Origin of the sequence: Variovorax sp. Varisp41, from assembly GCF_047325085.1 — a bacterium.
Classification (GTDB): Bacteria; Pseudomonadota; Gammaproteobacteria; order Burkholderiales; family Burkholderiaceae_C; genus Variovorax.
Map to the genome: position 1 here is coordinate 6,472,816 of NZ_CP168540.1, position 22,029 is coordinate 6,494,844.

The 22,029-nt window shown below is 70.8% G+C and carries 27 protein-coding genes; 5 read left to right on the forward strand and 22 right to left on the reverse strand.

Annotated features, from left to right (window positions below):
* Positions 1 to 36 precede the first annotated feature (36 nt).
* Together ACEN9J_RS29955 and ACEN9J_RS29960 are read right to left on the reverse strand one after the other, a co-directional pair.
* Positions 37 to 1,551: a TAXI family TRAP transporter solute-binding subunit gene (locus ACEN9J_RS29955; RefSeq protein WP_413762811.1), complete on the reverse strand. Its 1,515-nt coding sequence runs from the start codon at positions 1,549 to 1,551 to the stop codon at positions 37 to 39.
* A gap of 18 nt (positions 1,552 to 1,569) precedes the next feature.
* Complete coding sequence (locus ACEN9J_RS29960) at positions 1,570 to 2,604, reverse strand: P1 family peptidase (protein ID WP_413762812.1); 1,035 nt, start codon at positions 2,602 to 2,604, stop codon at positions 1,570 to 1,572.
* Positions 2,605 to 2,651: 47 nt separating this feature from the next.
* Between ACEN9J_RS29960 and ACEN9J_RS29965 the strand changes: the two genes are divergently transcribed.
* Positions 2,652 to 3,953: an NAD(P)/FAD-dependent oxidoreductase gene (locus ACEN9J_RS29965; protein WP_413762813.1), complete on the forward strand. Its 1,302-nt coding sequence runs from the start codon at positions 2,652 to 2,654 to the stop codon at positions 3,951 to 3,953.
* Positions 3,954 to 3,965: 12 nt separating this feature from the next.
* Here the strand turns inward: ACEN9J_RS29965 and ACEN9J_RS29970 are convergent, their stop codons facing one another.
* The 12 genes from ACEN9J_RS29970 to ACEN9J_RS30025 all read right to left on the reverse strand — a co-directional run bounded on the left by ACEN9J_RS29970 (position 3,966) and on the right by ACEN9J_RS30025 (position 11,922).
* Complete coding sequence (locus ACEN9J_RS29970; RefSeq protein ID WP_057597372.1) at positions 3,966 to 4,262, reverse strand: type II toxin-antitoxin system RelE/ParE family toxin; 297 nt, start codon at positions 4,260 to 4,262, stop codon at positions 3,966 to 3,968.
* 2 nt (positions 4,263 to 4,264) lie between these two features.
* On the reverse strand, positions 4,265 to 4,441 hold the full coding sequence (locus tag ACEN9J_RS29975; RefSeq protein WP_172705553.1) for an addiction module protein: 177 nt from the start codon (positions 4,439 to 4,441) through the stop codon (positions 4,265 to 4,267).
* Between the two features lie 106 nt (positions 4,442 to 4,547).
* Positions 4,548 to 4,838: a copper-binding protein gene (locus ACEN9J_RS29980; protein ID WP_057597373.1), complete on the reverse strand. Its 291-nt coding sequence runs from the start codon at positions 4,836 to 4,838 to the stop codon at positions 4,548 to 4,550.
* 35 nt (positions 4,839 to 4,873) lie between these two features.
* Positions 4,874 to 5,323: a DUF411 domain-containing protein gene (locus ACEN9J_RS29985; RefSeq protein ID WP_057597374.1), complete on the reverse strand. Its 450-nt coding sequence runs from the start codon at positions 5,321 to 5,323 to the stop codon at positions 4,874 to 4,876.
* A gap of 18 nt (positions 5,324 to 5,341) precedes the next feature.
* The gene (locus tag ACEN9J_RS29990; protein WP_413762814.1) at positions 5,342 to 5,854 is read right to left on the reverse strand and encodes a plastocyanin/azurin family copper-binding protein; all 513 of its coding nucleotides are present in this window, start codon (positions 5,852 to 5,854) and stop codon (positions 5,342 to 5,344) included.
* 37 nt (positions 5,855 to 5,891) lie between these two features.
* Positions 5,892 to 7,277: a multicopper oxidase family protein gene (locus ACEN9J_RS29995; RefSeq protein ID WP_261214485.1), complete on the reverse strand. Its 1,386-nt coding sequence runs from the start codon at positions 7,275 to 7,277 to the stop codon at positions 5,892 to 5,894.
* Position 7,278: 1 nt separating this feature from the next.
* Positions 7,279 to 8,760, reverse strand: coding sequence for a TolC family protein (locus tag ACEN9J_RS30000; protein ID WP_413762815.1), 1,482 nt, complete (start codon positions 8,758 to 8,760; stop codon positions 7,279 to 7,281).
* Positions 8,761 to 8,837: 77 nt separating this feature from the next.
* Positions 8,838 to 9,257, reverse strand: coding sequence for a hypothetical protein (locus tag ACEN9J_RS30005; RefSeq protein ID WP_413762816.1), 420 nt, complete (start codon positions 9,255 to 9,257; stop codon positions 8,838 to 8,840).
* A gap of 26 nt (positions 9,258 to 9,283) precedes the next feature.
* Positions 9,284 to 9,535 (reverse strand): hypothetical protein, encoded by a 252-nt coding sequence (locus ACEN9J_RS30010; RefSeq protein ID WP_371268778.1) that lies wholly within the window; start codon positions 9,533 to 9,535, stop codon positions 9,284 to 9,286.
* Positions 9,536 to 9,561: 26 nt separating this feature from the next.
* Positions 9,562 to 10,584, reverse strand: a complete 1,023-nt coding sequence (locus tag ACEN9J_RS30015) for a glycerophosphodiester phosphodiesterase (protein ID WP_413762817.1) — start codon at positions 10,582 to 10,584, stop codon at positions 9,562 to 9,564.
* A complete protein-coding gene (locus ACEN9J_RS30020; protein WP_413762818.1) occupies positions 10,581 to 11,150 on the reverse strand; it encodes a DUF1439 domain-containing protein in 570 nt (189 codons plus the stop codon). The genes ACEN9J_RS30015 and ACEN9J_RS30020 overlap by 4 nt, the downstream gene beginning before the upstream one ends.
* Before the next feature lie 85 nt (positions 11,151 to 11,235).
* Entirely contained in the window at positions 11,236 to 11,922 is a 687-nt protein-coding gene (locus ACEN9J_RS30025; RefSeq protein ID WP_413762819.1) for a GntR family transcriptional regulator, read from the reverse strand.
* A 128-nt stretch (positions 11,923 to 12,050) separates the two neighbouring features.
* Here ACEN9J_RS30025 and ACEN9J_RS30030 point away from each other — a divergent pair, with 128 nt between their 5' ends.
* Genes ACEN9J_RS30030 through ACEN9J_RS30040 form a run of 3 tightly spaced genes read left to right on the forward strand, consistent with a single transcriptional unit; the run spans position 12,051 to position 15,031 of the window.
* Entirely contained in the window at positions 12,051 to 12,965 is a 915-nt protein-coding gene (locus ACEN9J_RS30030; RefSeq protein WP_413762820.1) for a tripartite tricarboxylate transporter substrate-binding protein, read from the forward strand.
* Between the two features lie 36 nt (positions 12,966 to 13,001).
* Positions 13,002 to 13,793, forward strand: coding sequence for an enoyl-CoA hydratase/isomerase family protein (locus tag ACEN9J_RS30035; protein ID WP_413762821.1), 792 nt, complete (start codon positions 13,002 to 13,004; stop codon positions 13,791 to 13,793).
* A 14-nt stretch (positions 13,794 to 13,807) separates the two neighbouring features.
* A complete protein-coding gene (locus tag ACEN9J_RS30040) occupies positions 13,808 to 15,031 on the forward strand; it encodes a CaiB/BaiF CoA transferase family protein (RefSeq protein WP_413762822.1) in 1,224 nt (407 codons plus the stop codon).
* 3 nt (positions 15,032 to 15,034) lie between these two features.
* Here the strand turns inward: ACEN9J_RS30040 and ACEN9J_RS30045 are convergent, their stop codons facing one another.
* The 8 genes from ACEN9J_RS30045 to ACEN9J_RS30080 form a co-directional block, all read right to left on the reverse strand.
* Positions 15,035 to 15,520, reverse strand: a complete 486-nt coding sequence (locus ACEN9J_RS30045) for an N-acetyltransferase family protein (RefSeq protein WP_413762823.1) — start codon at positions 15,518 to 15,520, stop codon at positions 15,035 to 15,037.
* Positions 15,521 to 15,558: 38 nt separating this feature from the next.
* Positions 15,559 to 16,341, reverse strand: a complete 783-nt coding sequence (locus ACEN9J_RS30050) for an amino acid ABC transporter ATP-binding protein (RefSeq protein ID WP_057596481.1) — start codon at positions 16,339 to 16,341, stop codon at positions 15,559 to 15,561.
* Positions 16,325 to 16,978 carry an amino acid ABC transporter permease gene (locus ACEN9J_RS30055; protein WP_413762824.1) on the reverse strand — a complete coding sequence of 218 codons (654 nt, stop codon included), beginning with the start codon at positions 16,976 to 16,978 and terminating at the stop codon, positions 16,325 to 16,327. Before ACEN9J_RS30055 ends, ACEN9J_RS30050 begins: the two co-directional genes overlap by 17 nt.
* Positions 16,979 to 16,985: 7 nt before the next feature.
* On the reverse strand, positions 16,986 to 17,648 hold the full coding sequence (locus tag ACEN9J_RS30060; protein ID WP_413762825.1) for an amino acid ABC transporter permease: 663 nt from the start codon (positions 17,646 to 17,648) through the stop codon (positions 16,986 to 16,988).
* Between the two features lie 15 nt (positions 17,649 to 17,663).
* Positions 17,664 to 18,464 (reverse strand): transporter substrate-binding domain-containing protein, encoded by an 801-nt coding sequence (locus ACEN9J_RS30065; protein WP_413762826.1) that lies wholly within the window; start codon positions 18,462 to 18,464, stop codon positions 17,664 to 17,666.
* Positions 18,461 to 19,237: a GntR family transcriptional regulator gene (locus ACEN9J_RS30070; protein WP_057596485.1), complete on the reverse strand. Its 777-nt coding sequence runs from the start codon at positions 19,235 to 19,237 to the stop codon at positions 18,461 to 18,463. The genes ACEN9J_RS30065 and ACEN9J_RS30070 overlap by 4 nt, the downstream gene beginning before the upstream one ends.
* Positions 19,238 to 19,328: 91 nt before the next feature.
* Positions 19,329 to 20,324 (reverse strand): hypothetical protein, encoded by a 996-nt coding sequence (locus ACEN9J_RS30075; protein ID WP_413762827.1) that lies wholly within the window; start codon positions 20,322 to 20,324, stop codon positions 19,329 to 19,331.
* Positions 20,325 to 20,673: 349 nt separating this feature from the next.
* On the reverse strand, positions 20,674 to 21,180 hold the full coding sequence (locus ACEN9J_RS30080; protein WP_413762828.1) for an ester cyclase: 507 nt from the start codon (positions 21,178 to 21,180) through the stop codon (positions 20,674 to 20,676).
* 138 nt (positions 21,181 to 21,318) lie between these two features.
* On the opposite strand from ACEN9J_RS30080, the gene ACEN9J_RS30085 reads away from it, so the two are divergent.
* Positions 21,319 to 22,023, forward strand: a complete 705-nt coding sequence (locus ACEN9J_RS30085) for a Crp/Fnr family transcriptional regulator (protein WP_413762829.1) — start codon at positions 21,319 to 21,321, stop codon at positions 22,021 to 22,023.
* Positions 22,024 to 22,029: the final 6 nt, after the last annotated feature.

Sequence of the window (22,029 nt, forward strand, 5' to 3'; positions counted from 1 at the left end):
GCAAAGGCAACGGCGCCCGCTGGCGCCGTTTGCCGGTCAGCGCGGTGCGGAAGGCGAAGGCGGCGGTGGCATCTCGGGGCCGGCCGGCGCACCGGCGCCGCGCGCCAGCGCCCGCTTGCGCACCGCATAGATGTTGTTGCGCAGCGCATAGAGCTCGTCGGCGTACGACAGCGGCACCGCCACGCGGTTCACCACGCGGTCGAGCTCGTCGAGCTCCTTCGTGAGCTCGGCCGGATCGCCGCGCTGGCCGTCGACCTTGCCCTCGATGTCGCGCAGCCGCGCATACCAGCGGAACACGCGGCGGCGCACGCGGAACTGGTAGAGCGGCGGCACCACGCGGCTCAGCGGCAGCATCAGCACCAGCAGGCCGCCGAGCACCAGCCACATGCGCTCGATCAGGTTGCTGGCCCAGAACGGCAGGTAGCGCTGCCAGAACGGCGGCGTGCCGTTGATGGCGCGGTCGCCCTCGGGGCTCACCGGCAGTTCGCTGGTGCGGGTGTTCGGGAAGTCGCGCGGCCGGTTGAACCAGCCAGCGCCGCCGTGCAGGTGCTGCGCGGCCTGCGCGAACAGCTGGCGCAGCGCGGGATGGGTGTCCTCGCGCGACAGCAGCGAAGTGGTGGCCGCGAGCAGCGACACGTCGCCGGCCGGCAGGTCCTTCGACAGGTCGACCACGCCGCGCGGCAGGGTCACGGCCGAGAGGAAGGGGAAGCGCCGCGTGTACGCATCGGCCTGCACGAAGTCCATGAGCCGGATGTCGTTCGCGCGCAGCAGCCGCTGCACCTGCGGCGACTGCGGTGCCGACGACAGCACGATCGCATCGAGCAGCCCGGCCTGCAGCGCCTTGGCGGCAGCGGACTGCTCGAGGTTCGACAGCAGCAGCGCATCGGGCGCGAGCCGGTTGGCCTCGAGCAGCCGGCCCATGAGTTCGGGCAGGCCGCTGCCGGGCATGTCGACGTTGACGCGCAGGCCGCGCAACTGGGTCAGCGAGGTCAGCGGGATCGGGGCGGGGGGCACGACGGGTTGCGGTGCCGCGGCCTTCTTGCGTGCGGCGCCGTGGCGGCCCTTGGCGGCGGCCTGGGCCGCCTTCTTCGCCTTCTCGGCCTCCGCCGCCTGCTGCGCGATCACGCTGTCGGGCGCGCGCGTGATCGCGTCGGGCCGATAGAACAGCCAGACCGGCTCGAAGAACAGGCTGCCGAGCGAACTGAGCCCGGCTTCGTCGTCGGCCACCGGGTCGGCGCTGCCGCCACGCACGAAGCCCACGTCGGCCTCGCCCTTGCGCAGCAGCTCGAGGTTCTCCGACGAGCCCGAGGTCGGCTTGAGCACGACCTCGATGCCGCTCGTCTTCAGCGCCTCGGCGTAGCGCTTGCCGAACTGCGCGTAGGCACTGCCCGTGGGGCCGGTGGCCAGCGTGACCTGCTTGGGCGGCTGCGGCTGCAGCCACCAGTAGGCGGCGATCAACAGGCCGATCACGAGGAACAGGATCGGGCCGGCGGAGGCGACCAGGTCGCGGATCGACAGCAGGATCAGCTTGAGGGTTCTCGGGAAGGCCATGGTGTCTCGCTCGTGGGGTCAGCGCGGCGCGGTGCCGAGCTCGGCGGCCGAGGGGATGTGCAGCTCGCCGACCGTCACCGAGCGCGCCGCCAGCACCGCGCGCAGGGTGGCGCGCGCTGCGACCTCGGCCGCCATGGTGCTGAGCACCGTCATGCCCGGGCCGTCGGCCGCCAACGGCACGCGGCCGGTGGCGAGCGCGAACAGGGTGTCGCCGTCGCTCATGGTGTGCACGGGGTTGATGGCGCGCGCCAGGCCGTCGTGCGCCACGGTCGCGAGCCGGTTGGCCTGCACCTTGGTCAGCACCGCGTCGGTGGCGATCACGCCGATGGTGGTGTTGGTGCCGGCCAGCAGCGGCTTGGGCAGGTCGCCGCGCAGCAGGGCGCGGCGCGTGTCGAGCAGCGCGCGGCCGTCCTCGGTGCGCGCGCCGGCCACGGGCAGCGCGGTGTCGGGATCGATCACGTCGCCGAGCGAATTGACCGCGATCAGCGCGCCGACCGTGACGCCGCCGACCGTGACCGAGGCGGTGCCGATGCCGCCCTTCATGGCGCGCTGCACGCCGAACAGCTTGCCCACCAGCGCGCCGGTGCCGGCGCCCACGTTGCCCTCGGCCGGCGCGTCGCGGCCCGCGGCCTCGCAGGCGGCATAGCCGGCCGCGGCATCGGGCCGGATGCGGGCATCGCCCATCGGCAGGTCGAACAGCACCGCGGCGGGCACGATCGGCAGGGTGCCGAAGCGCACGTCCATGCCCACGCCGCGCTCCTCGAGCCAGCGCATCGCGCCCTCGGCCGCGGCCAGGCCCCAGGCGCTGCCGCCCGCGAGCATCACGGCGTGCACCTGCTGCACCAGGTTGCCGGGCGCGAGCAGGTCGGTCTCGCGGGGGCCGGGCGCGGCGCCGCGCACGTCGACGCCGGCCACCGCGCCTTCGCGCGCGATGATCACGGTGCAGCCGGTGGGCCGGCGGGTGTCGGAGAAGTGGCCGACCTCGATGCCGGCGACGTCGGTGATGGCACCGTCGGAAGAGGAGGGGGAAGCGTGGGAAGGCGTGGCTGACATGGCGGCCGATTATGGAACCATGCCGCGCGGCCCCTACGATGGGCGCCATGACAGTTGAAAGAAGTGGTTTCCAGTCCGGCGCGCGGCGCCATGCGGTGGTGATCGGCGCGGGCGCGGTCGGCAGCGCCACCGCCATCGAGGCCTTGCGCGCGGGCCTGCGCGTCACCGTGGTCGAGCCGGGCGAGCCCGGCGCGCCGCAGGCCACCAGCTACGGCAACGCGGGCTGGCTCTCCTCGCATTCGGTGGTGCCGCCCGCGCTGCCCGGTGCCTGGCGCAAGGTGCCGGGCTGGCTGGCCGATCCGCTCGGCCCGCTGGCGGTGCGCTGGCCCTACCTGCCGCGCGCGCTGCCCTGGCTGCTGCGCTACCTGGCCTCGGGCGCCACCGAGGCGCGCGTGCAGCGCATCGCCGACGCGCTGCGCACCTTGCTGGTCGACGCGCCCGCGCTGCATGCGCGGCTGGCGGCCGAGGCCGGCGTGTCGCAACTGATCGAGCAGCGCGGCCTGCTGCATGCCTACCGCTCGCGCGCCGAGTTCGAGGGCGATGCGCTGGCCTGGCGCGTGCGTGCGCGCACCGGCGTGCAATGGAGCGAATGGGGCACCGACGAGCTGCGAAGGCAGGAGCCCGACCTCGATGCGCGCTACACGCTGGGCATCCACGTCGGCGAGGCCGGCCACTGCCGCGACCCGGGCGCCTACGTGGCGGCGCTGGCCGCGCATGCGCGTGCGCTCGGCGCCGAACGCGTGGCGGCACGCGCCACCGGTTTCCGCATCGAGGGCGGGCGACTGCGCGCCGTGCGCACAGAAGCCGGCGAGATCGCCTGCGACACCGCCGCGGTCTGCGCCGGCGCGCGCTCGGGCGCCCTGGCCGCCGCGGCCGGCTCGCCGGTGCCGCTGGAATCGGAGCGCGGCTACCACGTCGTGCTGCCGAAGGCCGCGGTGGGCCCGCGCACGCCGGTGATGGTGGCCGACGGCAAGCTCATCGCGCACTGGATGAACGGCGGCCTGCGCGCCGCTGGCCAGGTCGAGATCGCGGGGCTCGAGGCCGCGCCCGACTGGCGCCGCGCCGAGATCCTGCACGCGCACCTGCGCTCGATGTTTCCCGCGCTCGCCGACGCGCCGCCCGAAGGGGCCGAGGTGCAGCGCTGGCTCGGCCATCGCCCGAGCCTGCCCGACGGCCTGCCCTGCATCGGCCCCGCCGCCGGCAGCGCCGACGTGGTGCTGGCCTTCGGCCATGGGCACGTGGGGCTGTGCGGCTCGGCGCGCACCGGGCGGCTGGCGGCGCAGGCGATGGCGGGGCTGGCGCCGGAGATCGCGCTGGCGGCGTTCGATCCGAGGCGCTTCGGGGCGTAGCGCGGTTCGCCGTCAGTCGGACGAAGAGGGCCAGCCCGTGGGGTCGCGGCGCTGATGCATGCAGCTCAGCACGACCACACGATCGAACTCGACGAGATAAAAGACGGAATAGGGGAAGCGCCGCAGGTGGGCCCGGCGAACGTCTTCCCAGACCAGCGGCGCGCCTTCGGGCTGTCGCGCGATCCGGTGCACCACGGCCTCGACGCTGCGCGCGAACTCCGCGCCCAGACCGGCGCGCTGCATTTCGTACCAGCCCTGCGCGTCCTGCAACTGACGCAGGGCGCTTTCCCGAAAAACGATGTCCAGCAAGGTCAGAGCTTCAGCGATGCCTTGACCTGGTCCCAGGGCACGACCGCCTGCGGGTCGGCGCGATGTTCCGCGCGGCGGCGTGCGACCTCTTCCTGTTCGCGCGCGCTCAGCCTTTGCGATTCGGCATCGCGCGCCACGCTGTCCCACAGTTCTTCGGCCAGCTCGATGCGTTCCGCCATGCTCAGCGAAGAAAGAGCCTGCTGCAGATCGGAGCTTCCCAATTCGATCTCCCGAAAGTGGATCAAAGCATCATTTTAGGCAGGCGTGCCCGAAGCCCGAAGGCCCTCAGTTCGCAGGTGCGATCGACAACACCGTGAGCGCCCCATCGACCTTGTCGGCCGTGAACCGCACCTTGTCGCCGGGCTTCACCTGCGTGAGCAGCGCCGGGTCCTTCACGCGGAAGACCATGGTCATGCCGGTCATCTCGAGGTTGGGGATGTCGCCGTGGCGCAAGGTGATCTTGTTCGCCTCGGTGTCGATCTTGCGGACCTCGCCCTCGACGGGCGGCAGGGCCGCCTGCGCGAAGGCAACAGCGGCGAACAGGGTGGCGCACAGGGCGGTGAACAGCTTCTTCATGGCGGTCGGTCTTTCTTGCAAGGGGATCGGAGGATTCATCGATAGCTCTGGAACACGCGCGTGCCGCCATCGGCCAGCACCAGCAGCACGTCGTAGGGATCGCGCTGGTCGCCATAGGCCGGACCGTCCATGCCCGGCGAGCCGACCGGCATGCCGGGCACGGCGAGGCCCACGGCCCTGGGCTTCTCCTTGAGCAGGCGCTGGATCTCGCGCGCGGGCACATGGCCCTCGATGGCGTAGCCGCCGACCTGGCCCGTGTGGCACGAGCCCAGCTTCTCGGGCAGGCCCAGGCGCTTGCGCGCGGCCGCGTTGCCTTCGTCGTGCACGCGCGTGGCGAAGCCGTTCCTGTTGAGGTGCTTGACCCAGTCCTGGCAGCAGCCGCAGTTCGGGTCCTTCCAGATCTCGACCATCGGCGCCGCGGCGCGCGCCGCGAACGGCAGGGCGGCGGTGGACGCCAGGGCCAGCATCAGTCGTCTTCTTTGCATGGGAGCTCCTTTGGGTTGTCAGGATTTGCCGGCGGCGGGCAGCACGCGCACGCGGCCGGCCATGCCGAGTTCGTAGTGGTCCTTCACCAGGCAGGCGAAGTCGAAGTCGCCGGCGCGGTTGAAGGTCCAGACCAGCTCGCCGGTCCGGCCCGGCAGCACGTGCGCCATCCAGGGCTCGTCGTGCTCCATGCCGGGGAATTTCTTCATCATGGCCGCGTGGGCCTCGATTTCGGCCGTGGTGCCGAGCACGAGCTCGTGCAGATCCTTGCCTTTGTTCTTCAGGCGCAGGCGCAGCGTGTCGCCTTCGCGCACCTCGATCACCGAGGGCGTGAACGTCATGTCGTCGGCCATCGCGATGTCGATGGTGCGCTTCACGGCGCCGGGCTTGCCGACGATGCCCCAGGGCTTCTGCTCGGGCGCGAGTTCGGCCGCGCCCTTGGGCTTGGCGACGTGGTTCTCGTGCGCCGGCGCGGTGGTGGCGAAGGCCGCGAGCGCGAGGCCGGCGGCAACCAGTGCGAGTGTCTTGTTCATGGATGGAACTCCAAAAAATGAAAGAGGATGAGCGGATTCAGTGCTGGTGCGCGCCATGGCCCGAGGGCTTGCGCACGCTGGCATCGGGCTCGGCGGCCGATGGCGCCGGTGCCTTCGCGCGCGGGGCCGGCGGCACGTTGGCGTCGGGCACTTCGCGCGCGACCGTGCCCGGCGGATGCTTGAACCAGCCCGGGTCGCGGTAGTCGCCGGGCTTCTGATCACGGCGCACCTTGAGCAGCGTGAACATGCCGCCCATCTCGGCCGAACCGAAGGGGCCGGTGCCGGTCATCATCGGCACCGTGTTGTCGGGAATGGGCATCTCCATCTCGCCCATGTCGGCCATGCCCTTGTCGCCCATCACCATGTAGTCGGGCACCAGCTTCCTGATCTTCTCGGCCACGCCCTTGTGGTCCACGCCGATCATGGTCGGCACCTCGTGGCCCATCGGCCCCATGGTGTGGTGCGCCTTGTGGCAGTGCAGCGCCCAGTCGCCTTCCTCGTCGGCGATGAACTCCATCTGCCGCATCTGGCCCACCGCCACGTCGACCGACACCTCGGGCCAGCGCGCGGTGCGCGGCACGGGCCCGCCGTCGGTGCCGGTCACCTCGAACTCGTGGCCGTGGATGTGGATCGGGTGGTTGGTCATCGTGAGGTTGCCCGCGCGGATGCGCACGCGATCTCCGCGGCGCACGTTGAGCGTGTCGATGGCCGGGAACACGCGGCTGTTGAAGCTCCAGATGTTGAAGTCGGTCATGGTGTTGACCTTGGGCGTGGCGCTGCCGGGCTCCACGTCGAAGCTGCCGAGCAGGAAGCAGAAGTCGCGATCGACCTTCTCGATCAGCGGGTGATCGGCCTTCGGGTGCGTGACCCAGAAACCCATCATCCCCATGGCCATCTGCACCATCTCGTCGGCATGCGGGTGGTACATGAAGGTGCCGGGCCGGCGCGCCGTGAACTCGTAGACGAAGGTCTTGCCTGGCGGAATGTGCGGCTGCGTGATGCCGCCCACGCCGTCCATGCCGTTGGGCAGGCGCTGGCCGTGCCAGTGCACCGTGGTGTGCTCGGGCAGCCGGTTGGTCACGAAGATGCGGACCCTGTCGCCTTCCACCACCTCGATGGTCGGGCCGGGCGACTGGCCGTTGTAGCCCCACATGTTGACCTTGAAGCCCGGTGCCATCTCGCGCACCACGGGCTCGGCGACGAGGTGGAATTCCTTGACGCCGGCGTTCATGCGCCAGGGCAGGGTCCAGCCGTTGAGCGTGACGACGGGGTTGTAGGGCCGGCCGTTCGGTGGCACCAGCGGCGGCGCGGTGGCGGTGGAGCCCTGCGAGACGGGTTCGGGCAGCGCGGCCATCGACACGCGGCTGACGGTGGTGGCGGCGACGGCGGTTGCCGCGCCAGCGAAGAAGTTTCGACGGTTCATTTCAGTGGCCTCCCGCCGCGGGGGCGTCCGTGGCGGCCGCGGTCTGCAGCGCCGTCATGCCGCCGGGCGAGCTGCCCGTGAGCACCAGCTGCAGATCGGTGTCCGCCAGCCAGAAATCGCGCTGCGCCTCGATGCCCGCGTTCACCGCGAGCATGCTGGCGCGGGTTTCGCCGAGCAGTTCCCAGACGCTGGCGAGCATGCCGTTGTAGCGAAGGACCATCTCTTCGTTGACCTTCTTGCGCAGCGGCAGTACCTCGTCGCGGTAACGGCGGGCGATGCCGTAGGCGGTGTTCCAGCCCTGCCACGCCTCGCGCGCCTCGCTCGCGGCGAGCACCCCCACGTCGCGCACGCGGGCGGCCGACTGCAGGTACTGCGCCTCGGCACGGCCGTTGCGCGACTGGCCCCAGTCGAAGATCGGAATGGGCAGGTCGATCTCGAAGCCTCGCTTGGTTTTCTGCGTGCGGTCGGCGTCGTTGTCGAAGGTGGTGTTGCGCACCACGCCCAGCTCCATCGCGTTGATCACGCTGGTGGCGTGCGTGAGGCCGAGCGAGCCGGCCACGGCCGTGTTCTGCGCCTGCGCCGAGCGCACGTCGAGCCGGTCGCGCAGCGCGCGCGCCTGCACGTCGCCGAGCTCGGGCGCGGCCTGGGGCAGCGGCGGCAGGCGGTCGGGCAGGGTGTAGGCGGTGCGTTCGCCCGCCAGGCCCAGCAGCCGCGTGAGCTGCTCGCGCGAGGCCACGGCGGCCTGCTCGGCGCGCGCGAGCTGCGCCGCGGCATCGGCCAGCAGCAGCTGTTCGCGCGTGCGTTGCAGCGCGCTCCAGTTGCCGACCTGGGCCATGCGGTGCGCGAGCTCGGCGCCGGCCTCGGCCGCCTCCCTGGCATCGCGCAGGTAGGCCACGCTCTGCTGCGCCGCCACCGCGCGCACCCAGGCGCGGCGCGTGTCGGCGGCCAGCAGCAGCACGCTCTGCGCGGCCTGCAGCTTGGCGGCCTCGTGGCGCTGGCCGGCCCAGCGCGCCTGCCATGGCAGCGTGACCAGGCCGATCACGTTGAAGCTCAGCATGCGCTCGAATTCGCGCTCGCGACCCTGCGCCAGCCGGCTGAACGAGAGCACCGGGTTCGGCAGGCTCGCGGCCTGCACGCGGTCGGCGTCGCTCAGTTGCAGGGTGGCGAAGGCGTCCTGCACGCGCGGGCCGTTGACCAGCGCGATGCGCACGGCGGCCTCGGCGTCGAGCGGCCTGGCGAGCAGCGCATCGACGCTTTTGCGCGAAGCCTCGTCGGGCATGCGCTGGGCCGGCTGGCCCGCCATCAGGGGATTGCCCGCGAGCAGGGCCTGCACGTCGGCCGTGCCGCCGTCGGGCGAGAGGCTGGCGCAGCCGGCCAGAAACAGGGCACTGGCGAATGCGAGGGCGCGCCGGGGCAGCGCGTCAGCTGTTCGACAGCGAAAGGGAAAGGGGCCGGCCAGGTGCCGGCGAACGATGGGGTTCACGCTCGATCTCCATGAGCAATACGATCGACGCCGCGAGCCGGCAAGGGCTCACCGCGGACGGACTACGGGCAGGGAGATCAGGAAATGGGCGGCTTCAGGCCCAGGAAGGGCTCGGTGCTCGCGAAGCGAGCCGCCGGGGCCGCGGGGGCGGCCTGGGGGGCATCGTGCGCGATGCCCGAGAGTTCGGTGCCGCCGAGTGCCACCGAGTGGCAGACCTGGCAGGCGGTGCAGGTGCCACACCCCTGGTGGCTGGCGTGGTCGCCGTCGTCACCATGGCCATCGGCCATCGCGTGGTCTTCGCGCGATGCGCCGTCCATGGCGCTCATGGCCATGTCGCCTGCCTCGTGGCAGTGCGCCTCGGTGGCCGCCTGTGCCGCGCCGGCGACGGCCTCGGCCGCGGGCATCGAATGCCGCACCATCTCGATCGCCATCGCGTCGCCGAGCCAGCCGCGAACCGGCAGCAGGGCGATCATGAGGGCGAGGAACAGGGTGCGCATGGAGGGCCGATGATAAACCGCGTGCCTCAGCCGCCGAGCTGCGCGCGGGCCTTGTCCACCCACAGCGACAGGTTGTCGAGCAAATCTTTCTGGCTGAACGAGCAGCTTTCCTCACTGAACAGCGCGCTCGATTCGAGCCGGTCGAGCAGGTTCAGCAGCACCTCGCCGTAGCGCGGCGGCAGGGCGGCCAGCAGCGCGGCGCTGCCGCGTGCCTGGTCCGACAGCAGGCCGGCGGGGCCGCCGCCCTGGCGGCGCAGCGCGTCGATGTGCCCGGCGATGGTGTCGAGCTGTTGCAGCGCGGCGCTCACGAGGCACTCCTTCCCGAGGGCGGCAGCGGCAGCCCGCGTTCGCGTACCAGGTCGCGCAGCACGTCGGGGTAGTCGGTGATGATGCCGTCCACGCCCAGGTCCATCAGCCGGATCATGTCGGCGCGCTGGTTCACGGTCCAGGGCAGCACCTTCATGCCGAGGCCCTGTGCCTCCTTCACCTGCGCCGCGTCGAGGTCGGCGAAGGCCGGCGACCAGACGAGCGGACCGCCACTGGTGCCGGCCGCGGCCTTCACGAGCCGCGGCGTGGAGCCGAAGCTCGCGGCATCGAGCCCGGCGGTCCAGCGCTTGTCCTTCAGCGTGCGCGGCGTGCTCAGGTAGGCGCGCGACATCGTGGGCGCCAGCTGGCCCACCAGCGCCAGCGTGCGCCAGTCGAAGCTCTGCACGGTCACGCGATCGGCCATTTGCGCCTTGTCGATGACCGCGAGCAGCGCGCGCACCATGGGCTCGGGCGCGGCGGTCTCGTCGGGTTTTGTCGGATCGATCTTGGTCTCGATGTTGAAGCGCACGGTGGCCGCGGCCGGGCCGCGCGCGCGCACCAGGTCGAACACCGCCTCGAGCGTCGGGATGCGTTCGCCGTCGCGCGGCAGCTGCAGCGCGAACTGGCGGCCGTAGCTGCTCGAGGGATTGAGCCGGCCCACGTCGTAGCTTTGCAGCTGCGCCAGCGTGAGCGAGCGGATCGTGGGCCCGCTGCGGCCGTTGGCGGGTGCGAGCCACTGGCCGGCGGCGTCGCGCGTGTGGTCGGGGTTGAGGGCCGTGTCGTGCGACACCACCACCACGCCGTCGGCGCTCAGACCGATGTCGAGCTCGAGCGTGGTCACGCCGAGGTCGATGGCGTTGGAGAAGGCCGCCAGCGTGTTCTCGGGCGCGAGGCCGCGGCCGCCGCGGTGGGCCTCGAGGTCGAAGCGCGTGCGCGGCGTGGGCGTGAAGCCGGCGCAGCCCGCGGCGAGCGCGGCCGTGGCGCCCAGGGCGAGCAGGAGCGTGCGTCTGCGATGTGTCATTTGAGTTGTACCTTGATGCCGTCGGCGAGCACCGTGATGTCGCCGATCTCGTAGGTCTTGCGCCCGACGGTGAGTTCCTCGGGCTTGAAGGTGCGCAGCGGCTGGCCCTGCAGCAGTTCCTGCGCCACCAGCGCGCCCACGCGCTGCAGCCGCTCGCCATCGCGCCCGCCCAGGCCCTGCAGCTCGATGCGCTCGGCCTTGGGCTGGTCGAGCCGCAGCGCGCGCGTGGCGGCGTCGTACCTGAGCGCGCTGCTGACCGCCACCGTGCCCTGCACCGGCGCGCCACCGAGCAGCGGGCTCGCGATGGTCAGCGTGGCAGTGATCGCGGCGCGGTTGGTGGCCGCGTCCAGGCCCAGCTGCGGATCGCGCAGCCCGACCGTGAACAGCTCGGCATAGCGCTCGGCCACCGGGAAGCGGCGCGCGATCTGCGCCTGCAGCTCGTCGCGGCTGGCGGTGTATTCGCTGGTGAAGAAGTTGAAGCCCGCGAAGGCGGCGAACGGCGCCTGGAGCGCGGCGGCGCCGAGCAGGACGCCCAGCGCACGGCGGCGGGTAGGGGAAAGGGGCATGGAGCGGCGGCTTTGCATGGCGGTGGGAGCTTGCCACAGGCGCGCGAGTTCGCGCCCGATTGGTTGCAGGACGTGACCGGCCGCCTCAGGCATGCAACAGGTTCTGCGGCAAGCCGCTCACGAACTCCGCGAAGTCGCTGCCGCCGATCGAGATGTGGACCAGCATCGCCGCCTGCGCCTCGGCCGGATCGCTGCGCAGCAGCGCCTCGGCGATGGCCGCGTGCTCGCGCGCCGAACGCTGCATGCGGCCCGGCGAATCGAAGCGGTTGGCGGTGTAGGCGGCGCAGCGGGTGCGCAGCGCGCGGATCTGGTCGACCAGCGTCTCGTTGCGGCAGGCCGCGTAGATCAGGTCGTGGAAATGGTCGTTGGCATCGCGGTAGGCCAGCGCGTCGTCGCGCGCCGAGGCCTCGGCGCAGGCGGTCAGCGCCTCCTCCAGCGCCTTCTTCTCGGCCGGGCGCATGCGCTTGGCGGCGAACTTGGCGGCCGCGCCCTCGAGCTCGCCGAGCAGTTCCAGCAGCTCGCGCAGCAGCTGGATCGACAGCCGCGGCACCGAGGCGCCGCTGCGCGGTTCCATCACCACGAAACCCTGGGCCGCGAGCTGGAGGATGGCTTCGCGGATCGGGGTGCGCGAGACCTCGAAACGCTCGCTGAGTCCGCGCTCGTCGATGGGCTGGCCGGGCTGCAGCAGGCCGCTGGCCAGGCTTTCGATGATCGACAGGCGGATCGATTCGGCCAGCGTCGGGCTGGCAACGGGGCTTCTACCGGGTTGCATACGGATGTGATCTGAAAATATACTGAACTCGTTTATAAATATTTAAACGGAGACGCGTGGTGTTTTCAAGACTGCTTTGGAAGGTCGTGGCGGCTGGTTCTGCATTTCTGCTGGGTGCGCCCGGATTTTTGCATGCGCAGGAAAGCTGGTCGCCGACCCGCCCGCTGCGGCTGGTGCTCGGCTACACGCCCGGCGGCGCGGCCGACGCGGTGGCGCGCGACCTCGCGCCGGTGATGGAGAAGGCGCTGGGCCAGCCGGTGGTGGTGGACTACCGGCCCGGCGCCGGCGGCGCGATCGGCGCCGAGGCCGTCAAGACCGCCGCGCCCGACGGCTACACCCTGGGCCTGATCGACGGCGCGCCACTGACCATCATCCCGAACGCGCGCAAGGTGCCCTACGACCCGCGCAGCGACTTCAGCTACCTGGGCGTGGTCTCGAAGTCGCCGCTGGCGGTGCTGGTGAATCCCTCGGTGCCCGCGCGCACCCTGCCCGAACTGCTGGCGCTGGCGCGCGCGCAGCCGGGGCAGCTGGCCTATTCCAGCTCGGGCAACGGCACCATCCACCACCTGGCGGGCGAGCTGCTCAAGGCCGCGAGCCGCAGCGACCTGATGCACGTGCCCTACAAGGGCGCGGCGCCGGCCATGAACGACCTGATGGGCGGCGCGGTCGCGGTCTCGTTCGCCACCATCGCGCCCGCCGTGCCGGTGGTGCAGGGCGGCCGGGCACGCGCCATCGCCGTGACCTCGGCGCGCGAGGTGCCGGCGCTGCCGGGCGTGAAGACCGTGGCCGCGCAGGGCCTGCCCGGCTACGACGCGCAGGGCTGGTTCGTGCTCGCCGCGCCCAAGGGCCTGCCGGCGCCCGTCGTGCGACGGCTCAATGCGGCGCTCAACGCCGCCCTGCAGACGCCCGCGGTGCGCGAGCGCCTGCTGGCCACGGGCAGCGACATCGAGGCCGGCCCGCCCGAGGTGGCCGCCGAGCTGGTCGCGACCGACTTCCGCAAGTGGGGCCAGGTGATCCGCGAGCAGCAACTCCACTTCGACTGAACAGCACCCTTTTTTATTGCCAAAGGACCTTCCTCCATGACCACGACCCTCCAGGACACCGTGCCCGACACCGCCGCGCCGCCGCTGCTTGCGATCGTCGGCGCCGTCGCCACCATCACGCTGCGCCGGCCCGGCAGCCACAACCGCATCGAGCCCGACGACCTGCCGGTGCTGCGCGGCTACCTGCGCCAGCTCGACGCCGATCCGGCGGTGCGCGTGATCGTGTTCGCGAGCACGGGCAAGAGCTTCAGCTCGGGCTTCGACCTCTCGCGCCTGGGCAAGGCCGCGGCCACCGGCGAGAACCTGTTCGAGCAGTTCGCCGACGAGATCGAGAACGCGCGCGCGGTCACCATCGCGCGGCTGCACGGGCCGGTCTACGGCGGCGCCACCGACCTCGCGCTGGCCTGCGACTTCCGTCTCGGCGTGCAGGGCATGCGCATGTTCATGCCGGCCTCGCGCCTCGGCCTGCACTACTACGGCCACGGCATCCGCCGCTGGGTCTCGCGGCTGGGGCTCGGCGCGGCCAAGAAGCTGTTCCTGACCTCCCGCGCGATCCAGGCCGAGGAGATGCTGCGCGTGGGCTACCTCGATGCGCTGGTCGCGCCCGAGGCGCTCGATGCCGAGCTGCGCACCTGGCTCGACGAGCTGCTCGCGGTGGCGCCGATCCCGCTGGTCACGATGAAGCGCACGCTCAACGAGACCGCGCGCCACCAGTACGACGAGGCCACCGCGCAGCAGGCGCATGTCGCCAGCCTGCGCACGCGCGACCTGCACGAGGCCCTGGCGGCCTTCGCCGAGAACCGCGCGCCGCGCTTCGAGGGCCATTGAGCGTGGCGCACGGAATGCCGCCACCGGACCCCGCCGCGCTGCCGCTGGCCGGCGTGCGCGTGCTCGAGCTGTCGCAGATCATGGCCGGCCCGATCTGCGGCCTGATGCTGGCCGACATGGGCGCCGAGGTCATCAAGATCGAGAAGTTTCCGGCCGGCGACGATGCGCGCGGCTATGCACGGCCCAACGACCCGGGGCTCGCGCCATCGTTCGTGATGCTCAACCGCGGCAAGCGCTCGGTGGCGGTCGATATCCGCCAGCCGGCCGGGCAGGACGTGATCCGCCGGCTCGCGGCGCGCTGCGACATCGTCACCGAGAATTTCCGGCGCGGAAAGCTCGATGCGCTCGGCCTCGGCTACGAGCAGTTGCGCGCCGCGAACCCCGGCCTCGTCTACTGCTCGATCAGCGGCTACGGCCCCAACGGCCCGCTGAGCGACAAGGGCGGCTTCGACCTGGTGCTGCAAGCCTTCTCGGGCCTGATCAGCGTCACCGGCAGCCTCGGCGGCGAGCAGGCCAAGCCCGGCAACTCGGTCGCCGACATCAACGCCGGCATCCTGGCCGCGCTCGGCAGCCTCTCGGCCTATGTGCGGCGGCTGCGCACCGGCATCGGCAGCAAGGTCGAGACCTCGCTGCTGCAGGCCTCGCTGCAGCAGATGTACTGGTTCGCCGCGGCCTACTTCTCGAGCGGCGCGATCGCGCGGCCGATGGGCACCGCCCATCCGCTGATCGCGCCGTACCAGACCTTCCGCTGCGCCGAGGGCGCGATCGCGATCGGCGGCGGCAACCAGGCCAACTGGCAGCGTATCGCCGAGGTGCTGGGCCATCCCGAATGGGTGGACGACCCGCGCTTTCGCACGGGCCGCGACCGGCTCGCGCACCAGGCCGCGCTCGAGGCGCTGATCACGCAGGCGCTGGCGCCGCACGGCGCGGACCACTGGATCGAGCGCCTCGACCGCGCCGGCGTGCCGGTGGGACCGGTGCACGACGTGAAGCAGGCGCTCGAGCATCCGCAGTCGAGCGCGGTGTCGATGGTGGTGGAGGTCGACCATGCCGAGGGCGGCACCACGCGCTCGCTCGGGCTGCCGCTGCATTTCGACGGCGTGTCGCCGCATGCGCGCTCGGCCGCGCCGCGCGTGGGCGAGCAGACCCACGAGGTGCTGCGCGAATTCGATTTCGGCGAGGAGGAGATCGAGCGGCTGCAGCGCGCGCGGGTCATCGCGCAGCACGCCGCGGCCTGAGGCTCAGCCCAGCGGCAATTCGTAGCGCGCGAAGAGGCCGAAGTCCTTGCGGATCTCGCTGTGCAGCGCGAAGCCGAAGCGCTCGTAGAGGCCGCGCAGCGGCGCTCGGTCGGCCACGCAGTCGAGCCGCAGGTGGCGCTTGCCGAGCGTCGTCGCCCGTTCGCGCGCGAACACCAGCAAGGCGTTCGACACGCCTTGCCCCGCGAAACCGCGGCGCACCGCGAGCTTGTGCACGTAGAGCGAGCTGCCGGCCTCGATCTCGGGCCAGAAGTACGGGTCCTCGAGGTCGAGCCGGACCACGCCGGCCACCTGGCCATCGATGCGCGCGATGAAGTAGCCGCCCGCTGCGCAGTCGCGCTCGATGCGCGCGGGCGCGATCTCCGGGCCCGACCACAGGGTGCGGCCTTCGTCGACCAGCCACTGCGCGGCCTCGTGCAGCACGGCGACGACGGTGGGGGCTTCCTCGGGGCGGGCTTGTTCGATCTGCATGGGGGGCCGAGCATAGCGGCCCGCCGGCTCACACTTGGTCAGTCATGCAGCGACGACAGGAACTGCCGCAGCTCCGGCGTCTGTGGATTCGCGAACAGCTCTGCGGGCGGCCCCATCTCGTGCACGCGGCCCTGGTGCATGAAGATCACGCGGTCGGCCACCTTGCGCGCGAAGTTCATCTCGTGCGTGACCATCAGCAGGGTCATGCCCTCGTCGGCCAGCGACTCCACCACGCGCAGCACCTCGCCCACCAGCTCGGGGTCGAGCGCCGAGGTGATCTCATCGCACAGCAGCACGCCCGGTTCCATGGCCAGCGCGCGCGCGATCGCCACGCGCTGCTGCTGGCCGCCCGAGAGCTGGTCGGGCATGGCGTCGAACTTCTCGGCCAGGCCCACGCGCGTGAGCAGCTTGCGCGCCTGCGAGGCGGCCTCGAGCGACGCGCGCTTCTTCACCAGCGTGGGTGCGAGCATCACGTTCTTGCCGACCGTGAGGTGCGGGAACAGGTTGAAGCCCTGGAAGATCATGCCCACGCGCTGGCGCAGCTCGCGCATCGCCATCGCGCTCTCGTGCAGCAGCGGCTTGCCGTCGACGGTGAGCGAGCCTTCCTGGAACACCTCGAGGCCGTTGATGCAGCGCAGCAGCGTGCTCTTGCCCGAGCCGCTCTTGCCGATGATGGCGATCACCTCGCCGCGCTTGACGTCGAGGTCGATGCCCTTGAGCACCTCGTTGCTGCCGTAGGACTTGCGCAGCGCGGTGATGCGCACGATCGGCGAGCCCACCGCGACGGCGGGTTGTTGTTGCGGTTCAAGCACGGCGGCCATGGGTTTTCCTCTCGAGGGTCTTGGCGTACAGGCTCACGGGAAAGCACAGCACGAAATAGAGCAGGGCCACGCAGCTGAACACCACGAAGGGCTGGAAGGTGGCGTTGGAGATCATGCTGCCGGCCTTGGTGAGTTCGACGAAGCCGATGACCGACGCCAGCGCCGTGCCCTTGATGACCTGCACCAGGAAGCCCACGGTGGGCGCGATCGCGATCCTCACGGCCTGCGGCAGGATCACGTGGCGCAGCTGTTCGCCGAAGCTCAGCGCCAGACTGCCCGAGGCTTCCCACTGCCCCTTCGGGATCGAGGCCACGCAGCCGCGCCAGATCTCGGCGAGGAAGGCGCTGGTGTAGAGCGTGAGCGCCACGCTGGCCGCGGTCCATGCCGACACGTCGATGCCGAACAGGGCGATGCCGAAGTAGGCCAGGAACAGCTGCATCAGCAGCGGCGTGCCCTGGAACAGCTGCACGTAGAGGCCCACGGCCTTGCCGACGGCCCGGCCGCCGCGCAGGCGCAGGAACAGCAGCAGCGCGCCCACGATGCCGCCGCCGACGAAGGCGATGAGCGAGAGCACGACGGTCCAGCGCAGTGCCAGCAGCAGGTTGCGCAGGATGTCCCAGAGGGAGAAATCTGTCATGGCGGTTTCAGCGGCCGAAGAAGAAGCGGGGACCGGCCCAGTCGAGCAGCCGCCGCAGCGCCACCGAGAGCGCGAGGTAGATCAGCGTGGCGACGATGAAGGCCTCGAAGGCGCGGAAGTTGCGGCTCTGGATCAGGTTGGCCGCGTAGCTCAGCTCCTCGGTCGAGATCTGCCCGCACACGGCCGAGCCCAGCATCACGATGACGATCTGGCTCACCATCGCGGGCCACACCTTCTTGAGCGCCGGCGGCAGCACCACGCGCACGAACACCTGCGAGCGGCTCAGCGCCAGGCTCACGGCGGCCTCGATCTGGCCCTTGGGCGTGGCCTCGATGCCGGCGCGGATGATCTCGGTGGAATAGGCGCCGAGGTTCAGCACCATCGCGATCACCGAGGCGACTTCGGGAGAGAGCTTGACGCCCGCGGCCGGCAGGCCGAAGAAGATGAAGAACAGCTGCACGATGAAGGGCGTGTTGCGGATCAGCTCCACGTAGGTGCCCACCACGGCGCGCAGCCAGCGCGGGCCGTCGGCGCGCGCCCAGGCGCAGAAGGTGCCGACCATCATGCCCAGCACGGTGCCCACGGCCGTGAGGCCGATGGTCCACGCGACGCCGCGCAGCAGCAGCGGCCATTCGGCGAGCACGGCGCCAAAGTCGAATTCGATGCCCATGGCCGCGCCGTCCGATCAGACCGGCAGGTCGCCGGCGGCCTTGCCGAGCCACTTCTTCGACAGGGCGTCGAGCGTGCCGTCCTTCTTGGCCGTCGCGATGATCTCGTTGACCTTGGTCTTGAGCGCGGTCTCGCCCTTGGCGATGCCGACGAAGCAGGGGCTGTCTTTCAGCAGCAGCTTGAACTCGGCGCTGACCTTGGGATTCTTGGCGAGCATGTCGCCGGCGACGGCCGCGCTGGTGGCGAGGGTCTGGGTCTGGCCCGCGACGAAGGCCGCGATGGTCGCGTTGTTGTCCTCGAAGCGGCGGTAGTCGACGTTCGGCGGGGCCACCTTGTTGAGTTCCTGGTCCTCCATCGCGCCGCGCGTGACGGCCACGGTCTTGCCGGCCATGTCGGCGAAGCTGGCGAGCTTCATGCTCTTGGCGGCGTACACGGCCTGGAAGAAGGGCGCATAGGCCGAGGAGAAGTCGATCACCTTCTCGCGCTCCGCGTTCTTGCCGAGCGTGGAGATCACGAGATCGGCCTTCTTCGTCTGCAGGTACGGGATGCGGTTGGCGCTGGTCACGGGCACCAGCTCGACCTTGACGCCCAGCTTGGCGGCGATGAGCTCGGCCATCTCCACGTCGAGGCCCTGCGGCTTCATGTTCTTGTCGACCGAGCCGTAGGGCGGGTAGTCGGTGGGCACGGCGATCTTGATGGTCTTTGCCTTGAGCACGTTGTCGAGCGCGTTCTGGGCCTGCGCGGCACCGGCCGAGGCCAGCAGGGCGGCGGAAGCGAGCGCGAGGGCGACGCGGCGTTTGGAAGCAGAGAAGGTCATAGCAGGGCTCCTAGGTAAGTCGAAGAATCGGAATCGGGGGTGGCGCCGCGCTTGCCGCGTTTGCTGCCCTTGGCAAGTGGGGCGGTGGCCGTGTTCTGCAGCGGCGCCAGCGCATCGCGCAGCTGGGCCAGCGGATCGGCGGGCGCCTGCACGCGCAGGGCCGACTGCACCGTGCCGATGTGCTCGGCCATCAGGGCCTCGGCGGCGGCATGGTCGCCGCGCTCGAGCGCCGCGACGATCTGCACGTGGTCCTCGCAGGACTGCACCGCGTCGTGCGTGGACTGGTAGAGCATGGCGATCAAGGTGGTGCGCGCCGTGTAGTCGCGCAGGGTGTCGGCCAGCAGCGTGTTGCCCAGGCATTCGGCCAGGCAGACGTGGAAGTCGCCGAGCAGGAAGCTGCGATTGCCGACGTCGCTTTCCTTGAGCGCGGCCTTCTCGCGCTGCAGGTGCGTCTTCAGCTGGCGCAGCGCGCTCTTCTGGAGCTTGCCCGCGCTGCCGGCGCTGCGAATGAGGCCGAGCTCGATCACGCGCCGCGCCTCGAAGGCCTCGCGCGCCTCGTCCTGCGAGGGCTCGATCACGAACCAGCCGCGCCGCGCGCTCACGGTGACGATGCCGCGCGCCGCCAGCCGCGTGAGCGCCTCGCGCACGATGGTGCGGCTGCAGTCGAACAGCATTGCGAGCTGCTGTTCGCCCAGGCGCGAACCGGGCGCGAGCTTCTGCGCCATCACCGCCTCGACGATGCGTGCACTGATTTCGGATGCGGAGGTGGCCATGTGCCTGCATACCAGCAGCTTCCGTGCCAACTGGTATGCAAGATGTGTGCACCGAAATGGGCCGGCGGCGTGCGCCGGTGGTGCGGGTGCCTCAGGCGTGCACCGGGGTGCCGAAGCTGGTTTCGCCCCAGAGGTGGCTGGTGGGCGCGCCCGGAAACAGCCAGTGCGGCGAGCATTCGGCCGAGGGCACGACGTTGCTGAAGCCGTGTGACGACGAGGTGCCGGCCAGGGTCTTCTCGAGCACCATCGACAGGTACTGGTCGGTGCTGCCTTCCTGCGTGTTGCCGTTGAGGATCACCTCGGCGCCGGTCGCTTTCGCATAGCGGCGGATGCCGTCGTGCCGCGAGGAGAGCGGCGCCCAGCTGTCGGCCGAGACGCCGTTCTCGCTGCTCACGCGCAGGCCGTCGCCGGTGCGGTAGACCAGCGAGTGGTTGCCCTCGGTATGGCCCGGCGTGTGCACGAGCGCGAGGCCGTGGCCGAGCTGGATGCTGCCGTCGAAGGGCACGATGCGTTCGGCCGCGATGCCGTCGAGTCCGTGCGGGCAGTACCACTCGGCCTGCACTGGCAGCAGGCCCCGCACGCTCGCGAGTTCCTGGCGGTGCACCAGCAGCCTGGCGTTCGGCAGCAGGCCCGAGGTGCCGAGCCAGCGCCGCAGGTCCTGGGTGTGGAGGTGGTCGTAGGTGATGTAGTCGACCTGCGCCGGCGATATGCCGCAGCGCGCGAGCGCCTGCGGCACCGTGTTGTAGACCGGGGCGATCGCCTTGTGCAGGAACTTCGGGGTCTTCTCGGCCAGGCGCTTGAAGTAGGGCGTCTCGTTGCCGGCCTCGAAGTCGGCCGGCGTGAACAGCAGCGTGCGCAGCCGGCCTTGGAAGTCGTCGTACTGGACCACCGCCATGCGCGCCAGCAGATGGACCATGTGCGGCTTGAGCAATTGCTGCGAATACACGCCGGTGAACGCGAACCATGCGGGGTAGGGGATGCGCAGCAGGTCGAAGCTGCGGGCGAAGTGAACCGGTGGGTCGTCCAGCAATTGCTCGCGCAATGCCTCGGCGCCGTGGCGAATGGCGCGCAGGCGGTCTTGGGGCATGGGGGAGTCGCGGGTGCCTGTGAAGTGTTTCAACGAGGCGAATTCGTCGGTCATGGTTTTTCTGGCCCTTGTTTGCTTGCTTGTCGAGGCCGGGGACGGGCTCACGCCGACGGGGTACTCCCCTCCGCGAATGTCCCCCGGCCTGCGGCCTCCTCCTTGATTTCGCTGCGGGGAGTACCCCATCGACGTGAGCCTGGACACGCTGGTCGAACCGGCCGCACCACCGCGGCGCTTCTCGTGCACAGGGCAGTGGGTGCTTCCCGCAGCGAAATCAAGGAGGAGCCCGAAGGGCCGGGGACATTCGCGGAGGGAAGTACCCGCAGTCCTGTGCACGCGCCCCTGGCGTATCTCAGGCTTCCATCACCTCACTCTTCGAAGCAGCAGCAGGCTGCCCCAACAACCCGCCCACCAGCGCCCCCACCATCTCGGCAGGAACACCAGCCAGCAGTTGACGCAACATCGTCAGCGTGTCGAAGTAGACCCGTTCGCACACCAGCCGATCGCCCTCGAAAATGAAGAACGCATTCATGCGGCAGCGAAAGCTGTTGCCCGTCGGCGGCAGTCCCTTGAGCGGGCCGCGGTGCGTACCCAGCAGCCAGAACTCCACGATCACCGAATCGTCGGCATGGCGCAGCTGGATGATCTCGTGCCGCTGGTCCGGAAAGGCGCGGCGCGTGTCGATGTAGTACTGGCGCACGTCCGCGATGCCGTCGTGCACCTCGCCGCTGGGGATCAGCTCGTAGTGAGGATGGGGAAAGGTGCCGAGCACCGCGTCGAAGTCCTGCCGCGTCTCGTCGGCGAAGTGGTCGAGCACGAGGCGTTCGCGGCGGGCTTGCAGGTCGGTGAGGGTGGTCATCGGGGGCTCCATGCGACAGGGATCGTGGGTGGCCCGGGTTGGCGCGAATGCGCGGTCCCGGGGGCGCTGCGTACTATCGGCAGGCCTCTCCAACAAGACTGTCCGGTGTTGGCAATCGCCGCTCCGTACAAACCCCAGATGTCGACCTTCTCGCGTACCGAAGAACCCGGCGCACCACCTTCGCCCGTGCACAACGGCGACATGCGCCTCGATGCCGGGGTGCAGCAGCAATTGCTGGCGGTCGCGCACCGGCGCACGCTCGCGCGCGGCGAGTCGCTGTTCCTCAAGGGCTCCTCGCCCGATGCGCTGTTCGGCGTGGTCGCCGGGTCGCTGCGCGTGAGCGTGGTGGCGCCCGGCGGGCGCGAGGCCGTGATCGCGATGCTCGAACCGGGCCACTGGTTCGGCGAGGTCTCGCTGCTGGTCGGGCGCGAGCGCGTCTACGACACCTGCGCGGTCGAGCCCACCGAGATGGCGGTGGTGGCCGCCGCCGACTTCCACCGCCTGGTGGCCGCGCAGCCCGAGGTCCACATGGCCTTCACGCGGCTCGTGTGCCTGCGGCTGCGCCAGGCGCTGGCCTGGATCGACGACGTGATCCTGATGCCGCTGCCCGTGCGGCTCGCGCACCGGCTGCTCGCGCTCGACGCGCGCGAGGGCGCCGGCGAAGGCCCCGTGCTGCTGGGCGTGTCGCAGGAAGACCTGTCCTTCATGCTCGGCGTGTCGCGCCAGAGCGTGAACCGCCAGCTCAAGCTGTGGGAGGAGGACGGCACGCTGCGCGTGCGCTACCGCGGCATCGAGCTGCTCGACCGCGCGCGGCTCGAGCGGCATGCGGCCACGCCGCCCTGAGCCGCC

Excerpts from the sequence above, each read along its gene's own strand:
- ACEN9J_RS29955 (WP_413762811.1), bottom strand. The coding sequence starts at position 1,551 with ATGGCCTTCCCGAGAACCCTCAAGCTGATCCTGCTGTCGATCCGCGAC.
- ACEN9J_RS29960 (WP_413762812.1), bottom strand. The coding sequence starts at position 2,604 with ATGTCAGCCACGCCTTCCCACGCTTCCCCCTCCTCTTCCGACGGTGCC.
- ACEN9J_RS29965 (WP_413762813.1), top strand. The coding sequence starts at position 2,652 with ATGACAGTTGAAAGAAGTGGTTTCCAGTCCGGCGCGCGGCGCCATGCG.
- ACEN9J_RS29975 (WP_172705553.1), bottom strand. The coding sequence starts at position 4,441 with ATGGCGGAACGCATCGAGCTGGCCGAAGAACTGTGGGACAGCGTGGCG.
- ACEN9J_RS29980 (WP_057597373.1), bottom strand. The coding sequence starts at position 4,838 with ATGAAGAAGCTGTTCACCGCCCTGTGCGCCACCCTGTTCGCCGCTGTT.
- ACEN9J_RS29985 (WP_057597374.1), bottom strand. The coding sequence starts at position 5,323 with ATGCAAAGAAGACGACTGATGCTGGCCCTGGCGTCCACCGCCGCCCTG.
- ACEN9J_RS29990 (WP_413762814.1), bottom strand. The coding sequence starts at position 5,854 with ATGAACAAGACACTCGCACTGGTTGCCGCCGGCCTCGCGCTCGCGGCC.
- ACEN9J_RS29995 (WP_261214485.1), bottom strand. The coding sequence starts at position 7,277 with ATGAACCGTCGAAACTTCTTCGCTGGCGCGGCAACCGCCGTCGCCGCC.
- ACEN9J_RS30005 (WP_413762816.1), bottom strand. The coding sequence starts at position 9,257 with ATGCGCACCCTGTTCCTCGCCCTCATGATCGCCCTGCTGCCGGTTCGC.
- ACEN9J_RS30015 (WP_413762817.1), bottom strand. The coding sequence starts at position 10,584 with ATGACACATCGCAGACGCACGCTCCTGCTCGCCCTGGGCGCCACGGCC.
- ACEN9J_RS30020 (WP_413762818.1), bottom strand. The coding sequence starts at position 11,150 with ATGCCCCTTTCCCCTACCCGCCGCCGTGCGCTGGGCGTCCTGCTCGGC.
- ACEN9J_RS30025 (WP_413762819.1), bottom strand. The coding sequence starts at position 11,922 with ATGCAACCCGGTAGAAGCCCCGTTGCCAGCCCGACGCTGGCCGAATCG.
- ACEN9J_RS30035 (WP_413762821.1), top strand. The coding sequence starts at position 13,002 with ATGACCACGACCCTCCAGGACACCGTGCCCGACACCGCCGCGCCGCCG.
- ACEN9J_RS30040 (WP_413762822.1), top strand. The coding sequence starts at position 13,808 with ATGCCGCCACCGGACCCCGCCGCGCTGCCGCTGGCCGGCGTGCGCGTG.
- ACEN9J_RS30045 (WP_413762823.1), bottom strand. The coding sequence starts at position 15,520 with ATGCAGATCGAACAAGCCCGCCCCGAGGAAGCCCCCACCGTCGTCGCC.
- ACEN9J_RS30050 (WP_057596481.1), bottom strand. The coding sequence starts at position 16,341 with ATGGCCGCCGTGCTTGAACCGCAACAACAACCCGCCGTCGCGGTGGGC.
- ACEN9J_RS30055 (WP_413762824.1), bottom strand. The coding sequence starts at position 16,978 with ATGACAGATTTCTCCCTCTGGGACATCCTGCGCAACCTGCTGCTGGCA.
- ACEN9J_RS30060 (WP_413762825.1), bottom strand. The coding sequence starts at position 17,648 with ATGGGCATCGAATTCGACTTTGGCGCCGTGCTCGCCGAATGGCCGCTG.
- ACEN9J_RS30065 (WP_413762826.1), bottom strand. The coding sequence starts at position 18,464 with ATGACCTTCTCTGCTTCCAAACGCCGCGTCGCCCTCGCGCTCGCTTCC.
- ACEN9J_RS30070 (WP_057596485.1), bottom strand. The coding sequence starts at position 19,237 with ATGGCCACCTCCGCATCCGAAATCAGTGCACGCATCGTCGAGGCGGTG.
- ACEN9J_RS30075 (WP_413762827.1), bottom strand. The coding sequence starts at position 20,324 with ATGCCCCAAGACCGCCTGCGCGCCATTCGCCACGGCGCCGAGGCATTG.
- ACEN9J_RS30080 (WP_413762828.1), bottom strand. The coding sequence starts at position 21,180 with ATGACCACCCTCACCGACCTGCAAGCCCGCCGCGAACGCCTCGTGCTC.
- ACEN9J_RS30085 (WP_413762829.1), top strand. The coding sequence starts at position 21,319 with ATGTCGACCTTCTCGCGTACCGAAGAACCCGGCGCACCACCTTCGCCC.